This is a genomic window from Pseudomonas rhodesiae, from assembly GCF_007858255.1.
In the GTDB taxonomy this organism is placed as follows: Bacteria; Pseudomonadota; Gammaproteobacteria; order Pseudomonadales; family Pseudomonadaceae; genus Aquipseudomonas; species Aquipseudomonas rhodesiae.
Window position 1 is genome coordinate 64420 of record NZ_VFEU01000008.1, and the last position, 15125, is coordinate 79544.

The following is a 15125-nucleotide window of genomic DNA, read 5'->3' on the forward strand; positions in this document are numbered from 1 at the left end:
GAGCACGGCCATATCGAGTTGTTCCTGCCCTTCGGCATCGGCCAGACCGACGCACGCTGGACCTTGATGATGCAATTGCCATTGGCGGCGGTGATGGCCGACTCGCAGAAACTGCAAAGCGACCTGCAAGCCCAGCGCAAAACCGATACCGTCGGCATGGCGATCGCCGGCCTGGTGGTGGCCGGGCTCGGCCTGCTGGTGATCTGGCTGGTTGGGCATGGGATTGCACGCCCGCTCAAACAGATGGTGGCCATGCTCAATGACATCGCCCAAGGCGAAGGCGACCTGACACGCCGCCTGACCAGCGACCGCGCCGACGAGTTGGGCGCAATTGCCAGCGGGTTCAACACCTTTCTGATCAAATTGCAGGCCATGATTACCCAGGTGGTGAGCTCGGTGCAGAAGGTCAGCGATTCGTCGGAGCACACCGCCGATATTGCGATCCGCACCAACCAGGGCGTGCATAAGCAGATGGTGGAAATCGACCAGGTCGCCACTGCCGTGCATGAGATGACCGCCACCGCCCAGGACGTGGCGCGCAATGCCACCCAGGCCGCGCAAGCCGCCAGCCACGCCGATCAGGCCGCGAGTCAGGGCATGCGCATTGTGCGCGACACCTCGGCCTCCATCGGTGTGCTGGCCGAGGAAATCGGCAAAGCGGTGGCGGTGGTGCAAACGCTGGCCAAGGACAGTGAAAACATCAACGCGATCCTGACTGCCATTCGCGGGATTGCCGAACAGACCAACCTGCTGGCGCTGAACGCTGCCATCGAAGCCGCGCGCGCCGGCGAACAAGGTCGCGGGTTTGCCGTGGTCGCCGACGAAGTGCGCAACCTGGCGCAAAAAACCCAGCAGGCCACCGAAGAAATCCAGGCCATGATCCAGCAGTTGCAACAAGGCACACGGGACGTGGTACGAGTGATGGAAGACAGTCAGAACCGCACCGACGAAAGCGTACAACACGCGGCCAAGGCGGCTGAAGCGCTGGAGACTATTACTCAGGCAGTGTCGGTGATAAACGACATGAACACTCAGATTGCCAGTGCGGCCGAGGAGCAGAGCGCAGTGGCCGAGGACATCAATCGCAACGTGATTAATATCGGCCAGGTGGCCAATGAAGTGGCGGGCGGCGCCGACGAGTCCAGCGCGGCCAGTGCGGACTTGACCAAGCTGGCGGAGCAGCAGCGGCGGCTGATCAATCAGTTCAAGGTGTAGGGCGCGCCGACAGGCTCACGCCGGGGTCAGGCACTCCGGCCCATTGAGCTTGGGATCGTTGACCAGGTTGGCCAGGACCCGCTCGCGCAACGCGCTCGGTTCACTGGCCAGCAATGCCTGCAACGCCGGCAGCGGTGTGTCGGGGTTGAGCCAGGCCGCTTGCCCTGCTGCATCCAGGATCAACGGCCGGCGCTGACTTTGTGCGGCCTGCGTCACCACCGCCGTGCTCAGCCACACCTGTTCCTGCACGGGGTAGGCTTCCCAGATTGCGGCAAAAAACAACGAGGAGCCCTCCCCCGGCGTCAGCCAGTACGGGCGTTTGCGCTGGGTTCCGCGCCATTCGTAGAAACCGTTGGCTGGCAAAAGGCAGCGGCGCTGGCGAAACGCTTCGCGAAACATCGGTTGCTCGGCCAGGGTTTCGGCGCGGGCATGGGCCGGGGTGCGGGACAGGTCGGTGAGCCAGGGCGGCGTCAGCCCCCAGCGAGCGCGGGCCAGGGTGAGCTGCTCGCCTTCCAGGCGCTGGATCAGCACCGAATCGTTCGGCGAAATGTTCCACTGCGCCTGCTGATCGGCCGGAAAGCCCGGCAAGGCAGCGAAGGTGGGGTTCCAGCGAAACAGGGCATAACGTCCACACATGGGGCAACACGACTCTTGGATAAACCGGCCGACAGCCTAACAGACCAGCACGTCGGGGAAGCTGTCGGGTTCATCGCCGGGCAGCGGTTGCGCGCCGACATAGGCAGTGATCAGCTCGCGGGCGTCGAGTGCGCGGTCGTTGTCCACTTCCAGGCCAAGCAGGCCGAAGATCGGCAATTCGCCGGTGCCGCCGAGCAAATGGCGGCCCACCAAGTGCGCCTCGATACCCTCGCTGGCGAGCATCTGCTGCAGCAGCTCGCCTTCCATCAGGTTTTCCGGTTCGTAGACTCGCTGCATAGGCGTACCTGTTATTCGTTCTCGCTGCGGGTGTCGAGCATCCACTCGTCGCCATGCACCTGCAGATTGAAAATGATCGGTCTGCAACACACCTGGCAGTCTTCAATGTAAATCTGATCGCCACCAGACAAATCCACCGATGTTTCAACCGACTCGCCACAATAAGGACAATCGTACAGCGCAGTTTCCAGCATCGCAGTCTCCCAGGTGACTTGTGCGTATAATCGCCGGTCTATTTACAGGGTTATACCCCGGCTGAGCCAATGACTCGGGCCGTACCCTGGTATTTCTTCTACTTACCCTAGCCGTTTCTAACAAGAGAGCATGATGGGCGAATTCGATACCATCCGACCTTACAACGACAGCGAAGTCCCGGCGGTGCTGGCGCGGCTGTTCAGTGACAAGGCCTTTCTGGACATCCTGACCCACTTCCGCTTCCCCCGCTTCGCCGGCACCCTTGGCTGGCTGCTCAAGCCGATGATCGCCCGCAAATTGCGCCGCGAATTCGCCGGCGTCACCACCGTGGCGACGCTGCAGGACAAAGTCGAGTATTACGTCGACCACACCATCGACCGGGCGACCGACGGCGTCACCTACACCGGGGTCGAGCAGCTCAAATCGGGCACCGCCTACCTGTTTCTGGCCAACCATCGCGATATCGTGATGGACCCGGCCTTCGTCAACTACGCCGTGTACCACGCCGGCCTGCCGACGCCGCGCATCGCCATCGGCGACAACCTGCTGCAAAAGCCGTTCGTCAGCGATCTGATGCGCCTGAACAAGAGCTTCATCGTGCACCGCTCGATCACCGGGCGGAAGGAAAAGATGGCGGCGTTCAACCTGCTGTCGGCCTACATCAACCATTCGATCCTCAATGACGGCCAATCGATCTGGATCGCCCAGGCCGAAGGCCGCGCCAAGGACGGCGACGATCGCACCGAATCGGCGATCCTCAAGATGTTCCACGTCAGCCGCAAGGACGAACCGTTCGCCGAAGTGATCCAGTCGCTAAACCTGACGCCGGTGTCCATCAGCTACGAATACGACCCCTGCGATGCGGCCAAAGCGCGCGAACTGTATATCCGCGCCACCACCGGCACCTACACCAAGGCACCGGGCGAGGACGACGTGAGCATTGCCCTGGGCATCACCGGCTACAAGGGCCGGGTGCATATCAACTTCGCCCCGCCGATTACCGAGCGCTTCGAAGACACCAAGGTGCTGGCGGTGGAAATGGACCGGCAGATTCTCGGCGGCTACCGTTTGTTTCCGGTGCACTACCTGGCTTATGCCCAATGGAGTGACGCCGACCCGCAATTGCAGGTGCCCAAGGCCGAGGAGCTGTTCCCCGCCGATGAGTTGGCCAAGGCGAAGGCCGAGTGGGAGCGGCGCTTAAGCGAATGCCCGGCGGAACACCGGCCATTCCTGGTGGTGCAATATGCAACGCCGGTGCGCAATCAGTATCGGGTCAAGGCTGGAATCCCGCTGTAAACATCGGGCAAAAAATGGGCGGCCTGCACCTCCCACGCTTGCTTTGCGGTGTTTTAAAGGTGAGTGCTGACCCACGAGGTCAGCAGTGCCAGCCCCAAACAGGCGAACCCGATGCGATAAGCCACACGATGCGCCCGTACAAGGCGTACATCCAGAAACAGCATCGGCTGATCGATTGCGCGTTCTTCGCTTTGGGCGGCGAGCTTGGTCAAGGCGCGCTGCTCGCGCAGGCGGGTGACATACAGCAGCGCGGCGCCTGGGCAGGCAATTGCCAGCGCGACAGTGTTAATCAATAGTGCGGGCAGTGCCATCGCAAACCTCGGTAAAACGGTGCCTGGGTAACAGTTTGGATACAACCGCACGCGCACCTCCCCTGCCGCGCGTGAACGGTCCCACCCCATGGACGGCTAATCTATCCAGTAATTTACGGCGTCACCTGAACGTCACCTTAACAGTCCACTCTGTGGCCCTTCGGACGTTCGGGAGCTTGTCATGCTGCATGCACAAAACCAGGATCGGCTGTATCTGATCGCTCAAAGCGATGAACAGGAGGCGCTGATCGACGGCTTGGCGTTCAACGTTCAAGACCGCCATTGGCTGGTGTACTGCGCCCTGGGCGGGCATCCCCATGCGGACTTGCCGGAAACCGATCTGCTGACCGGGATCAGCCTGCTGGACTTCTGTATCGATACGGCGGCATGAAACCGGAGACGTAAAAAAACCGGGCCCTAGCGAGCCCGGTTTTTTGTGGTGCGCTTATTGCGAGCTGAGCAACTGGCCGATGCTCGGGTCCTTGAACAGACGGGTCAAGGCATCGCTCAGGACGTCGCTGACCAGCTTGGTGTTGGTCTCCTGGTTCGGCGACATGCCAAAGCGCTGGTTCAGGGATGCGGCGTAGCGGCCGCTGTAGCGACGGGTGCCGGCGTTGACGTCGGACTTGAAGGTCGCGCCGATGGACGCCTCGGTCACATACAAACCTTCCTTGGGCGACTGGTATTTCAGCTCAGCCAGGGTGACCGTCAACTGCGGCACGCCCGGCGAGTTGGAGGGGGTAAAGCCCAGCAGACGCACGGCCGCCTCGGCTTGGGCCTGCAGCTTGGGCAGCACATCCTGGGCGTTGACCGAAATCAGCGCAGTCTCCGGATACAGGCCCCCACGGGAACCCAACGTCGGCGACGGACGGCCATCCACCACCCGCACCGACACCGGCTGACCATGACCCACCGGGGCCAACTGCGTGGTGAGTTTCGGTTGCGGGCTGAGTTGTTGCGGGCTGTTGGCGCAGCCAACCAGGGACAACGTGGTCACAGTGATCAAACCGAACAACAGGCGTTGCAACATGCGCTTCTCTCCAGAAATCAGGTACCGACAGGCCGGCAGTATAACGGGGCGTCATCCCAGGGAACCAGCATCAGTTACAACCTATGACTCACGGCACTGTGCGCGGTTCGCTGTCACCGATGTGTCACAGCCGATACATCGCCGCGTCATCCCGCATCGGCATGCTTGGCCTCATTCACAGGAGGTTGATCGCCATGCAATATCTCTGGTCGTTGTTTACTCGCAAGCCCGCGCTTCGTCAGTTTGCCTTGCTCGATTCCCAGGGCCGCTGCCAAGCCTTCAAAGAATGCAGCCAGCCGCCGGTGGGCCAAGGCTGGGTGGAAATCGAAGAAATCCGCCTGAGCTGGATGCATCGCCCGCTGCCGGCCCGGGCCCGTGTCAGCCCACGCGCGACACGGTCATCGCGCCACCCAGTGTTGGCCGCCTGACCAAACGCCTAATAAAAGTCATAAAACACGCCCATTTCCCTGACGTTCTTCGCTACAATCTCCCCCCGATTATAAGGACGTCTCCTGATCGGGCCTCGCAGCATCGTTAATGCCTCGGTATTAACCCCCAAGAATCGCCCACAGAGAGCCGCCCACACAGATCGAGTGAAGCCGGCGCGCTTGCTGTTCCTTTGCAAACCACCCGCCTTTACCGAATCTGCCAGAGCTGCCATTGCGCTCGGCCACTTGAGTTGTTTGCCCGTTTTGCTGCCTATCGGCAGAGGTTTACGGGCCAGGTGCCAGGCTGGGGCAGCCCTTTTTTGAGGTTCACGTCTTCAAAAGAGCGTGAAAAAACGGGTTTTCACAACTTCACAAGAGTGTGGCGAGCAAATGAATAGTTTGGCGTTTGTACAAGCACCATCAGCGTCTGGAACAGCCCAACCGCACAGGACCGAGCACCCATCAACCACTGGAGCTTGAGCCTGTCCGCTACGGATTGATTGCACGCATCGCACGCTTTGACCATAAGTCGAATTGCCACAGCCGCCCATGAATGCGTTCATAGGCAGATCAGGCCAGGCAGCAAGCGTGTGCTGAGTTGCAAAGAATTGCGAAACGGACATGGCGATCCTGGCCATGGGTAACCTGGGGCAATACGTGAACCGCCCCGTCACTCCTGGCAGCCATGCCGTCAATTTGGTGCTGCAGATTTTGGAGACGCGTTAAATGGCGCATAACGAAGCAGTCGATGTAGTACTGGTAGGGGCCGGCATCATGAGTGCCACCCTGGCCGTACTACTCAAAGAGCTCGACCCCGGCCTCAAGCTGGAAGTCGTTGAGCTGATGGACTCGGGTGCCGCGGAAAGTTCCAACCCATGGAACAACGCCGGTACCGGTCACGCCGGCCTGTGTGAGCTGAATTACACACCTCAGGCCGCCGATGGCTCCATCGACATCAAGAAAGCCGTGCACATCAACACCCAGTTTGAGGTGTCGAAGCAGTTCTGGGCGTACTTGACCAAAAAGGGCACCTTTGGCTCGTCCAGATCCTTCATCAGCCCTGTACCGCACCTGAGCTTCGTGCAAGGCGACAAAGGCGTGGAGTTCCTCAAGAAGCGCTTTGAGACCCTGAGCCAGCACCACGCGTTTTCGGACATGCACTACACCGAAGACCGCAGCGAAATGGCCGAATGGATGCCGCTGATGATGCCGGGCCGCCCGCTCGACGAAAAAATCGCCGCCACACGCGTCATGAACGGCACCGACGTCAACTTTGGCGCCCTGACCAATCAACTGCTCAACCACCTGACCAGCTCGGCCGACGCCCAGGTCAAGTATTGCAAGCGCGTCACCGGCCTCAAGCGCAACGGCGCTGGCTGGACCGTGAGCATCAAGGACGTCAACAGCGGCAACAGCCGTGAAGTGGATGCCAAGTTCGTGTTCCTTGGTGCCGGCGGCGCGGCCCTGCCGCTGTTGCAAGCCTCGGGCATCGAAGAAAGCAAAGGTTTCGGCGGTTTCCCGGTCAGTGGCCAGTGGCTGCGCTGCGATAACCCTGAAGTGGTCAAGCATCACCAGGCCAAGGTCTACAGCCAGGCCGCCGTGGGTTCGCCGCCAATGTCGGTGCCGCACCTGGATACCCGCGTGGTGGATGGCAAGAAATCTCTGCTGTTCGGGCCTTATGCCGGCTTCACCACCAAGTTCCTCAAGCACGGTTCGTTCCTCGACCTGCCGCTGTCGGTTCGCGCCGGCAACATCGGCCCGATGCTTGCCGTGGCTCGCGACAACATGGACCTGACCAAGTACCTGGTCAGCGAAGTGATGCAGTCCATGGAACAGCGCCTGGAATCCCTGCGCCGCTTCTACCCGGAAGCGAAAGCCGAGGACTGGCGCCTGGAAGTGGCCGGTCAGCGGGTGCAGATCATCAAGAAAGACCCGAAGAAAGGCGGCGTGCTGCAATTCGGTACCGAGCTGGTCGCAGCCAAGGACGGGTCGCTGGCGGCCCTGCTGGGCGCCTCGCCAGGCGCTTCGGTGACCGTCTCGATCATGTTGGAACTGATCGAGCGCTGCTTCCCGGACAAGGCCAGTGGGGAGTGGGCGGCCAAGCTGCATGAAATCTTCCCGGCGCGGGAAAAAGTGCTGGAGACCGATGCCGAGCTGTATCGCAAGATCAACGCCCAGAACAACATCAGCCTGCAATTGGTTGAGCAGAACAACGAGGCCGAGAGCTTCGCCTAAGGCCTTGCTGCAATAAAAAACGCCCCGCTCTCACGAGGAGAACGGGGCGTTTTTTTGCCTGGAATAATCAGCCGCGAGCGTTGTCGATCAGCTCGATGTATTCGGCGGCGTTACGCTGGTCTTTGATCAGGTCGACGAAGGTCTGGCCGTGCTCATCCTTGCCATCCAGGTCCAAGCCGGCGGCCTTGAAAAAGCCCAGGAAGCGCTCGAAGTCGTCGATGCGCAGGCCACGGTAAGCCTTGATCAGTTTGTGCAGGGACGGTGAAGTCGCGTCGACTGGCTCGAAGTCCAGGAACAACTTGATCTGATCGTCGCCGATCTCGTCGCCAATCACCTGTTTCTTATCTTTACGCATTACCGACTCCAGCCTGCAGACATTTACACGGGGCTTGAAGTCTACCTGCGGGGCACGGGCTTGTGTAGGCGCCGGCCTATCTGGACTTGACCGTGCCGGTATGCAAATCCGCCCAGATATGACCGTTGGCATAACTGAGGAACTGCACATACAAAGTGTCATTGCGCAGCAGATCGACGATTACACGGTATTGAGCCACCGGGTACGACAAGGTCAGCGTGCGGGTTTTCTCGTCGAATACCGGCTTTTTCAGGCTTTTGCTTTCGGCATCGAAGTTGAGCATCACTTGGGCGATGGTCGCGCCTTTGTTCAGGGGCTTGCCCTTGAGGCGGATCATCAGCGGTGACGTAACCGGGATCGGCTGTTGATTGGACTGACGCTGATTGCCCACCACCACCGCGTACTCGGTGACCTGCAGCAATTGCTGCTGATCAGGAGCTTCGGCACGCAGGGCAAGGTCATCCGGCGGCAGGAATTGGCCGTGCATCGGCGCGGGCGCTGCGGCCAAGGGCAAACTGAAGGACAACGCCAGCATGGCGCAACTGCGTATCAACCGGCTCATGAGCCACTCCACGGCAAGGGGCCCAGCACTGTAGCTCAATCGAACTGCGCAAGCATCCAACGTTGATACGCCGCCACGCCGGCGTCGCCTTCGCGCGGTGCCCACTCGGCCAGTTCGCCCTCGCCAACCGGCCGATAAGGCCCTGCCTTGCATTCGAACATCACCGTATCGGGCTGCAGCACCACCAGGCCATGGAACACGCCCGGCGGCAGATCGACGCCGGCGCACTCGCCGCCAGCCTGCATCACGCGCTTGGCGATTACCTCGCCGCGGTCATTAAACACCAGCAGGCCCAGACGGCCCTTGAGCACGAGCAAGGTTTCGGCCTTGTCCGCACTGAGGTGGCGATGAGGGGGCACGTAGGTGCTCGGTTGCAGGCCCACTGCCATGCGATGACACGGCTCGTCCATCTCATGGAAATTGTGATGATGCCGCCCACGGGTGCTGGCGTTCGCTTTCTCGGCCAGCTCGGTAAACAGTGTCTGATCCAGAAAGCGCGCCACGTATCACATCCCTTTGACGGCATAGATGCCATTGGCGTTGCGCCAGTAACCCTTGTAATCCATGCCGTAACCGAAGATGTAACGGTCGATGCACGGCAGACCGACGAAATCGGCTTTCAGCTCAGGGCGGGCCTTGCGGTCGTGGTCTTTGTCGATCAGCACGGCAGTGTGCACTTTGCGTGCGCCGGCGTGTTTGCAGAAGTCGATGATTGCGCCCAGGGTGTGACCTTCATCGAGGATGTCGTCGATGATCAGCACGTCACGGTCAATAAACGAGACTTCCGGCTTGGCCTTCCAGAACAGGTCGCCGCCGCTGGTTTCATTGCGATAGCGGGTGGCGTGCAGGTAAGACGCTTCCAGCGGGAATTGCAGGTGAGTCAATAATTTGCCGGCGAAGATCAGACCACCGTTCATCACACAGAACACCACCGGGTTGGTATCGGCCATTTCGCGAGTGATGTGGGCGCCGACCTTGGCGATCGCTTCTTCGACTTGCGCTTCGGTGTACAGGCAGTCAGCCTCGCGCATGATTTGACGGATATGCTCGAGATCAGCGGACATGGCGCTCTCCAAGGGGTGCTGTGGCAAGAAAAGCGGGCGAAGGTACGCTTCTCATGCGCTCCGGGCAAGCCTTTATGGACTAACGTGCTACATGTCTATAGGACAACACCCTCGGATAGATTAATCTAGGCCGGTTTTTTTGCCCGCCGCCGGAGCCTTTCCCATGCCCACTCGCGAGATCCGCCACCCGCTGATCCGACACAAACTCGGCCTTATGCGCCGCGCCGACATCAGCACGAAGAACTTCCGTGAGCTTGCTCAGGAAGTCGGAGCGCTGCTCACTTACGAAGCCACCAAGGATTTACCCCTGGAGAATTATGAGATTCCCGGTTGGGCCGGTCCTGTCCAGGTCGAGAAAATCGCCGGTAAGAAAATCACCGTGGTGCCGATCCTGCGCGCCGGCATTGGCATGCTCGAAGGCGTACTCAGCCTGATCCCGGGCGCCAAGGTCAGCGCCGTGGGCGTGGCCCGTAATGAAGAGACACTGCAAGCCCACACTTACCTGGAAAAACTCGTTCCGGAAATCGACGAGCGCCTGGCAATGATTATCGACCCGATGCTCGCCACCGGCAGCTCCATGGTCGCCACCATCGACCTGCTGAAGAAGGCCGGTTGCAAGGACATCCGCGCCATGGTGCTGGTAGCCGCGCCGGAGGGCATCGCCGCCGTCGAGAGCGCCCACCCGGACGTGCAGATCTACACCGCCTCCATCGATGAACGCTTGAACGAACACGGCTACATCATCCCAGGCCTGGGCGATGCCGGTGACAAGATCTTCGGCACCAAGCAGAAGGACGCGTGAGCATGCAGGATGAATTCAACGACCCGCTTTGGCGCCAGATCCTGTCTGGCGCACAAATGCTCTTCGTGGCATTTGGCGCGCTGGTGTTGATGCCGCTGATCACAGGTCTTGATCCAAACGTTGCGCTGTTCACCGCAGGTCTAGGCACCTTGCTGTTCCAAGTGGTGACCGGGCGTCAGGTGCCGGTATTCCTGGCTTCGAGCTTCGCCTTCATCACCCCGATCATCCTCGCCAAGGGCCAGTTCGGCCTCGCGGCGACCATGGGCGGCGTGATGGCGGCCGGTTTCGTTTATACGTTCCTGGGCCTGGCGGTGAAGATCAAGGGCACCGGTTTTATCGACCGCTTGCTGCCGCCGGTGGTGATAGGCCCGGTGATCATTTCCATCGGCCTGGCCATGGCGCCGATTGCCGCGAACATGGCCATGGGCAAGTCCGGCGACGGTGCCGAGCTGATTCATTACCAGACGGCGATGATGATCTCGATGCCGGCGCTGCTGACCACGCTGATCGTGGCGGTATTCGGCAAAGGCATTTTCCGCCTGGTGCCGATTATCTCCGGCGTGCTGGTGGGCTTTGCCATGTCGTTCTACTTTGGAGTGGTCGACACGGCCAGGATCGCGGCCGCTCCGTGGTTCGCCCTGCCCCACTTCACCGCGCCGGAATTCAACTGGCAGGCGATCCTGTTTATCGTCCCGGTGGCCCTGGCCCCGGCGATCGAACACATCGGTGGTGTGATTGCGGTGGGCAGCGTGACCGGGCGCGACTATCTGAAAAAACCTGGCCTGCATCGCACCTTGCTGGGTGACGGCATCGCTACCACGGCCGCCGGCCTGTTTGGCGGCCCGCCGAACACCACTTACGCCGAAGTGACCGGTGCGGTGATGCTGACCAAGAACTACAACCCGAAAATCATGACCTGGGCGGCTATCTTTGCCATCAGCCTGGCGTTTATCGGCAAATTCGGCGCGCTGCTGCAAAGCATTCCAGTGCCGGTGATGGGCGGAATTCTATGCCTGTTGTTCGGTTCGATTGCTGCTGTGGGGATGAACACGTTGATTCGCCATAAGATCGACCTGGGCGAAGCGCGCAATCTGGTGATTGTGTCGGTGACCTTGGTGTTCGGCATTGGCGGCGTGCTGGTGGGAACCGGCACCGGCCCGGATGATTTCGGTCTCAAGGGCATCGCCCTGTGCGCCGTGGTAGCGATCGGGTTGAACCTGCTGCTGCCGGGCAATGATAGCTGGAAGAACAAGAAGCCAGATGAGCCATTGATCTGACTGCCAAAGCACCAACCAATGTGGGAGGGGATTGCCCCCTCCCACATTTGATTTCACTGAGTTTTAGAGGTCACCCAAGCCATCGATCAACGCCTGATTCTGCTCCGGCGTACCAATGCTGATCCGCAGGAACTGGGCAATCCGCTCCTGCTTGAAGTGCCGCACGATCACGCCTTGCTCGCGCAACTTCGCCGCCAGACCAGCCGCGTCGTGCCGTGGGTGGCGGGCAAAGATAAAGTTGGCCGCCGACGGCAACACCTCAAAACCCTTATCTTCCAACTGCGCGACCAACTGGTTGCGGCTGTCGATCACCTGTCGGCAGGTCTTCTCGAAGTATTCACGGTCCTCGAATGCGGCCGCCGCGCCGACAATCGCCAGGCGATCCAGGGGGTAGGAGTTGAAGCTGTTCTTGACCCGCTCCAGCGCCTCGATCAAGTCCGGGTGGCCCACCGCCAGGCCCACGCGCAAACCGGCCAGTGAGCGCGATTTGGACAGGGTCTGGGTCACCAGCAGGTTCGGGTAGCGGTCCACCAGGCTGATGGCGGTTTCGCCGCCGAAGTCGATATAGGCTTCATCGACCACCACCACCGAATCCGGGCTGGCCTTGAGTATCTGTTCCACGGCGTCCAGCGCCAGGACGCAGCCGGTTGGCGCGTTAGGGTTGGGAAAAATGATCCCGCCGTTAGGCTTGGCGTAGTCTTCCACGCGGATCTGGAACTGCTCGTCCAATGGCACCGGCGCCGACTGGATGCCGTAGAGGCCGCAGTAGACCGGGTAGAAGCTGTAGCTGATATCCGGAAACAGCAGCGGCAGCTCGTGCTGGAACAGGCCGTGGAAAATGTGCGCCAGCACCTCGTCGGAACCGTTGCCGAGGAATACTTTGCTGGCGTCGATCCCGTAATACGTGGCCACCGCCTGCTTGAGCAGGTCGCTGTTGGGGTCCGGATACAGGCGCAAGTTGTCGTTCAACTCGGCTTGCATCGCAGCCAATGCCTTGGGCGATGGACCGTAGGGATTCTCGTTGGTGTTGAGTTTGACCAGTTTGGTCATTTTCGGCTGCTCGCCGGGCACGTAAGGCACGAGGTTCTTGACGAAAGGGCTCCAGAATTTGCTCATGTCTTACTCTCCCTTGGCGATGCGATATTCGGCGCTGCGCGCGTGGGCGCTCAGCGATTCACCACGGGCCAGCACCGAAGCGGTCTTGCCCAGCTCGGACGCGCCCTGTGGCGAGCAGAAGATGATCGAAGAACGTTTCTGGAAGTCATACACCCCCAGCGGCGACGAGAAGCGCGCGGTGCCGGAGGTGGGCAGTACGTGGTTGGGGCCGGCGCAGTAGTCGCCCAGGGCTTCGCTGGTGTGGCGCCCCATGAAGATCGCACCGGCGTGGCGAATCGACGGCAGCCAGGCCTGTGGGTCAGCCACGGACAGCTCCAAGTGCTCGGGCGCGATGCGGTTGGCCACTTCGATGGCTTGCTCCATATCACGCACCAGGATCAACGCACCGCGGCCATTGATCGACTTCTCGATGATCTCGGCGCGCTCCATGGTCGGCAGCAGCTTATCGATGCTGGCCGCGACCTTATCGAGGAACTCGGCATCCGGGCTGACCAGGATCGCCTGAGCGTCTTCGTCATGCTCGGCTTGGGAGAACAAATCCATGGCGATCCAGTCCGGATCGGTCTGGCCGTCGCACACCACCAGGATCTCCGACGGGCCGGCGATCATGTCGATACCGACCTGGCCAAAGACGTGGCGCTTGGCAGTAGCCACGTAGATATTGCCGGGGCCGACCACCTTGTCGACCTTTGGCACGCTCTCGGTGCCATAGGCCAGGGCCGCCACGGCCTGGGCGCCACCGATGGTGAAGACGCGGTCGACACCGGCGATGCACGCGGCGGCCAGCACCAATTCGTTGATTTCACCGCGCGGGGTCGGCACCACCATGACCACTTCAGCCACGCCGGCAACTTTGGCCGGGATCGCATTCATCAGGACCGACGACGGGTACGACGCTTTGCCGCCCGGCACGTACAGGCCTGCACGGTCCAGCGGCGTGACCTTCTGGCCCAGCACCGTGCCATTGGCTTCGGTGTAGCTCCAGGAATCCTGCTTCTGTTTTTCGTGGTAACTGCGCACCCTTGCCGCCGCCACTTCCAAGGCTTCGCGCTGGGGGGCGGTGATGCGGGTCAGGGCTAGCTCCAGGCGTTCGCGAGGCAGGATCAGATCGGACATGGACTGGACGTCCAGACCGTCGAACTGTCGGGTGAAGTCCACCAATGCCGCGTCGCCACGCTCGCGCACCGCCTTGATAATGTCGAGCACCCGCTGGTTGACCGAATCGTCGGACACGCTTTCCCAGCTCAGCAGATGATCCAGATGATGGGCGAAATCCGGATCGGCAGCGTTGAGTCGGGCAATTGCAGTGGACGTGGTCATAGCGAGGGCCTCATAGGATTGGCAAAAAACTCAGGCGCCCTAAACTACCGTTCGCTCCGCTTGGGCACCTGAGAATTCTGGCTATGAGGCGGATAGACGGGCGCAGCCTAAGGCCGCGCGGGTGGGTCAACCGCGGTGTCGAGACTCCACTGCCTTGCGCAGGGTGTCGATCAACGCCTGGATACGGGCGTGCTGCATCTTCATCGATGCCTTGTTGACGATCAGGCGGGAGCTGATGTCAGCGATAAATTCCTGTGGTTCGAGACCGTTGGCACGCAGGGTATTGCCGGTATCGACCACGTCGATGATCTTGTCGGCCAGGCCGATCAGCGGCGCCAGCTCCATCGAGCCGTAGAGCTTGATGATGTCGACCTGACGGCCCTGTTCAGCGTAGTAGCGCTTGGCGACGTTGACGAACTTGGTGGCCACGCGCAGCCGGCCCTTGGGTTCAACGTCACCGACGCGACCGGCGGTCATCAGCTTGCACAAGGCAATGCGCAGGTCCAGCGGCTCATACAGGCCCTGACCACCATATTCCATCAGCACGTCCTTGCCGGCGACGCCGAGGTCGGCCGCGCCATGCTCAACGTAGGTCGGCACGTCAGTAGCCCGCACGATCAACAGACGAACGTCGTCCTGGGTCGTGGGGATGATCAGCTTGCGGCTCTTGTCCGGATTCTCGGTCGGCACGATGCCCGCTTCAGCCAGAAGCGGCAAAGTGTCGTCAAGGATACGGCCCTTGGACAGTGCGATGGTCAACATGGGAAACGTCAATCCTTCATCAGGCTATTGCTGTCCGGTCGCAAACGGCGCCAGACACAGATCGAGGCCATGACAGCCTCGATTTGAAACAAACTCAGCATATCGCAAGCTAACACCGTCTGTAGCGAGCGGGTATGCCCGGCGCTGGGTTGCGTAGCGCCCCCAAAGCGGGGACTGCTGCGCAGTCCAGCGCGGGGCAAGCCCGCTCACCACAGCAAGCCCAC

19 protein-coding genes and 1 pseudogene are annotated in these 15125 nt (G+C 60.8%); 8 read left to right on the forward strand and 12 right to left on the reverse strand.

What is annotated here, in order from left to right; all coding sequences use genetic code 11:
* Positions 1–156: 156 nt before the first annotated feature.
* A pseudogene (locus tag FIV35_RS30295) lies at positions 157–357 on the forward strand (HAMP domain-containing protein); the annotation flags it as partial.
* Positions 358–471: 114 nt separating this feature from the next.
* On the forward strand, positions 472–1215 hold the full coding sequence (locus tag FIV35_RS30300) for a methyl-accepting chemotaxis protein (RefSeq protein ID WP_390899604.1): 744 nt from the start codon (positions 472–474) through the stop codon (positions 1213–1215).
* A 15-nt stretch (positions 1216–1230) separates the two neighbouring features.
* On the opposite strand, the gene FIV35_RS14215 is transcribed toward FIV35_RS30300, so the two are convergent.
* Genes FIV35_RS14215 through FIV35_RS14225 form a run of 3 tightly spaced genes read right to left on the reverse strand, consistent with a single transcriptional unit; the run spans position 1231 to position 2342 of the window.
* On the reverse strand, positions 1231–1851 hold the full coding sequence (locus FIV35_RS14215) for an SOS response-associated peptidase (protein WP_034095940.1): 621 nt from the start codon (positions 1849–1851) through the stop codon (positions 1231–1233).
* Positions 1852–1887: 36 nt separating this feature from the next.
* Positions 1888–2148 (reverse strand): putative signal transducing protein, encoded by a 261-nt coding sequence (locus tag FIV35_RS14220; RefSeq protein ID WP_034137003.1) that lies wholly within the window; start codon positions 2146–2148, stop codon positions 1888–1890.
* An 11-nt stretch (positions 2149–2159) separates the two neighbouring features.
* Positions 2160–2342 carry a CPXCG motif-containing cysteine-rich protein gene (locus tag FIV35_RS14225; protein WP_034137002.1) on the reverse strand — a complete coding sequence of 61 codons (183 nt, stop codon included), beginning with the start codon at positions 2340–2342 and terminating at the stop codon, positions 2160–2162.
* A 133-nt stretch (positions 2343–2475) separates the two neighbouring features.
* Here FIV35_RS14225 and FIV35_RS14230 point away from each other — a divergent pair, with 133 nt between their 5' ends.
* Positions 2476–3639 (forward strand): 1-acyl-sn-glycerol-3-phosphate acyltransferase, encoded by a 1164-nt coding sequence (locus FIV35_RS14230; RefSeq protein ID WP_173603373.1) that lies wholly within the window; start codon positions 2476–2478, stop codon positions 3637–3639.
* Between the two features lie 53 nt (positions 3640–3692).
* Here FIV35_RS14230 and FIV35_RS14235 read toward each other — a convergent pair whose 3' ends face one another.
* Positions 3693–3950 carry a hypothetical protein gene (locus FIV35_RS14235; protein WP_034137000.1) on the reverse strand — a complete coding sequence of 86 codons (258 nt, stop codon included), beginning with the start codon at positions 3948–3950 and terminating at the stop codon, positions 3693–3695.
* A gap of 181 nt (positions 3951–4131) precedes the next feature.
* Between FIV35_RS14235 and FIV35_RS14240 the strand changes: the two genes are divergently transcribed.
* Positions 4132–4341, forward strand: a complete 210-nt coding sequence (locus FIV35_RS14240) for a hypothetical protein (RefSeq protein WP_034136999.1) — start codon at positions 4132–4134, stop codon at positions 4339–4341.
* Between the two features lie 54 nt (positions 4342–4395).
* Here the strand turns inward: FIV35_RS14240 and FIV35_RS14245 are convergent, their stop codons facing one another.
* A complete protein-coding gene (locus FIV35_RS14245; RefSeq protein WP_034111785.1) occupies positions 4396–4980 on the reverse strand; it encodes a YajG family lipoprotein in 585 nt (194 codons plus the stop codon).
* Positions 4981–5174: 194 nt separating this feature from the next.
* Here FIV35_RS14245 and FIV35_RS14250 point away from each other — a divergent pair, with 194 nt between their 5' ends.
* Both FIV35_RS14250 and mqo read left to right on the forward strand, forming a co-directional pair.
* Positions 5175–5408 (forward strand): hypothetical protein, encoded by a 234-nt coding sequence (locus FIV35_RS14250; RefSeq protein WP_034095933.1) that lies wholly within the window; start codon positions 5175–5177, stop codon positions 5406–5408.
* A 726-nt stretch (positions 5409–6134) separates the two neighbouring features.
* Positions 6135–7643 carry a malate dehydrogenase (quinone) gene (gene mqo, locus FIV35_RS14255; protein ID WP_034136998.1) on the forward strand — a complete coding sequence of 503 codons (1509 nt, stop codon included), beginning with the start codon at positions 6135–6137 and terminating at the stop codon, positions 7641–7643.
* Positions 7644–7710: 67 nt separating this feature from the next.
* On the opposite strand, the gene FIV35_RS14260 is transcribed toward mqo, so the two are convergent.
* The 4 genes from FIV35_RS14260 to FIV35_RS14275 form a co-directional block, all read right to left on the reverse strand.
* Entirely contained in the window at positions 7711–7998 is a 288-nt protein-coding gene (locus FIV35_RS14260; protein WP_017845962.1) for a PA4642 family protein, read from the reverse strand.
* 76 nt (positions 7999–8074) lie between these two features.
* A complete protein-coding gene (locus FIV35_RS14265; RefSeq protein WP_034136997.1) occupies positions 8075–8560 on the reverse strand; it encodes a hypothetical protein in 486 nt (161 codons plus the stop codon).
* 35 nt (positions 8561–8595) lie between these two features.
* Positions 8596–9063: a WbuC family cupin fold metalloprotein gene (locus FIV35_RS14270; RefSeq protein ID WP_034095930.1), complete on the reverse strand. Its 468-nt coding sequence runs from the start codon at positions 9061–9063 to the stop codon at positions 8596–8598.
* A 3-nt stretch (positions 9064–9066) separates the two neighbouring features.
* Positions 9067–9624, reverse strand: a complete 558-nt coding sequence (locus FIV35_RS14275) for a hypoxanthine-guanine phosphoribosyltransferase (protein WP_012722254.1) — start codon at positions 9622–9624, stop codon at positions 9067–9069.
* Between the two features lie 163 nt (positions 9625–9787).
* On the opposite strand from FIV35_RS14275, the gene upp reads away from it, so the two are divergent.
* Both upp and FIV35_RS14285 read left to right on the forward strand, forming a co-directional pair.
* Entirely contained in the window at positions 9788–10426 is a 639-nt protein-coding gene (gene upp, locus FIV35_RS14280) for a uracil phosphoribosyltransferase (RefSeq protein ID WP_034095929.1), read from the forward strand.
* Between the two features lie 2 nt (positions 10427–10428).
* Positions 10429–11703: a uracil-xanthine permease family protein gene (locus tag FIV35_RS14285; RefSeq protein WP_034136996.1), complete on the forward strand. Its 1275-nt coding sequence runs from the start codon at positions 10429–10431 to the stop codon at positions 11701–11703.
* A 63-nt stretch (positions 11704–11766) separates the two neighbouring features.
* Here the strand turns inward: FIV35_RS14285 and hisC are convergent, their stop codons facing one another.
* From hisC to hisG, 3 genes are all read right to left on the reverse strand, one after another.
* Positions 11767–12819 (reverse strand): histidinol-phosphate transaminase, encoded by a 1053-nt coding sequence (gene hisC / locus FIV35_RS14290; protein WP_034136995.1) that lies wholly within the window; start codon positions 12817–12819, stop codon positions 11767–11769.
* A gap of 3 nt (positions 12820–12822) precedes the next feature.
* Positions 12823–14139, reverse strand: coding sequence for a histidinol dehydrogenase (gene hisD, locus FIV35_RS14295; protein WP_034136994.1), 1317 nt, complete (start codon positions 14137–14139; stop codon positions 12823–12825).
* Positions 14140–14265: 126 nt separating this feature from the next.
* Positions 14266–14901, reverse strand: a complete 636-nt coding sequence (gene hisG, locus FIV35_RS14300; RefSeq protein WP_010213102.1) for an ATP phosphoribosyltransferase — start codon at positions 14899–14901, stop codon at positions 14266–14268.
* Positions 14902–15125 lie beyond the last annotated feature (224 nt).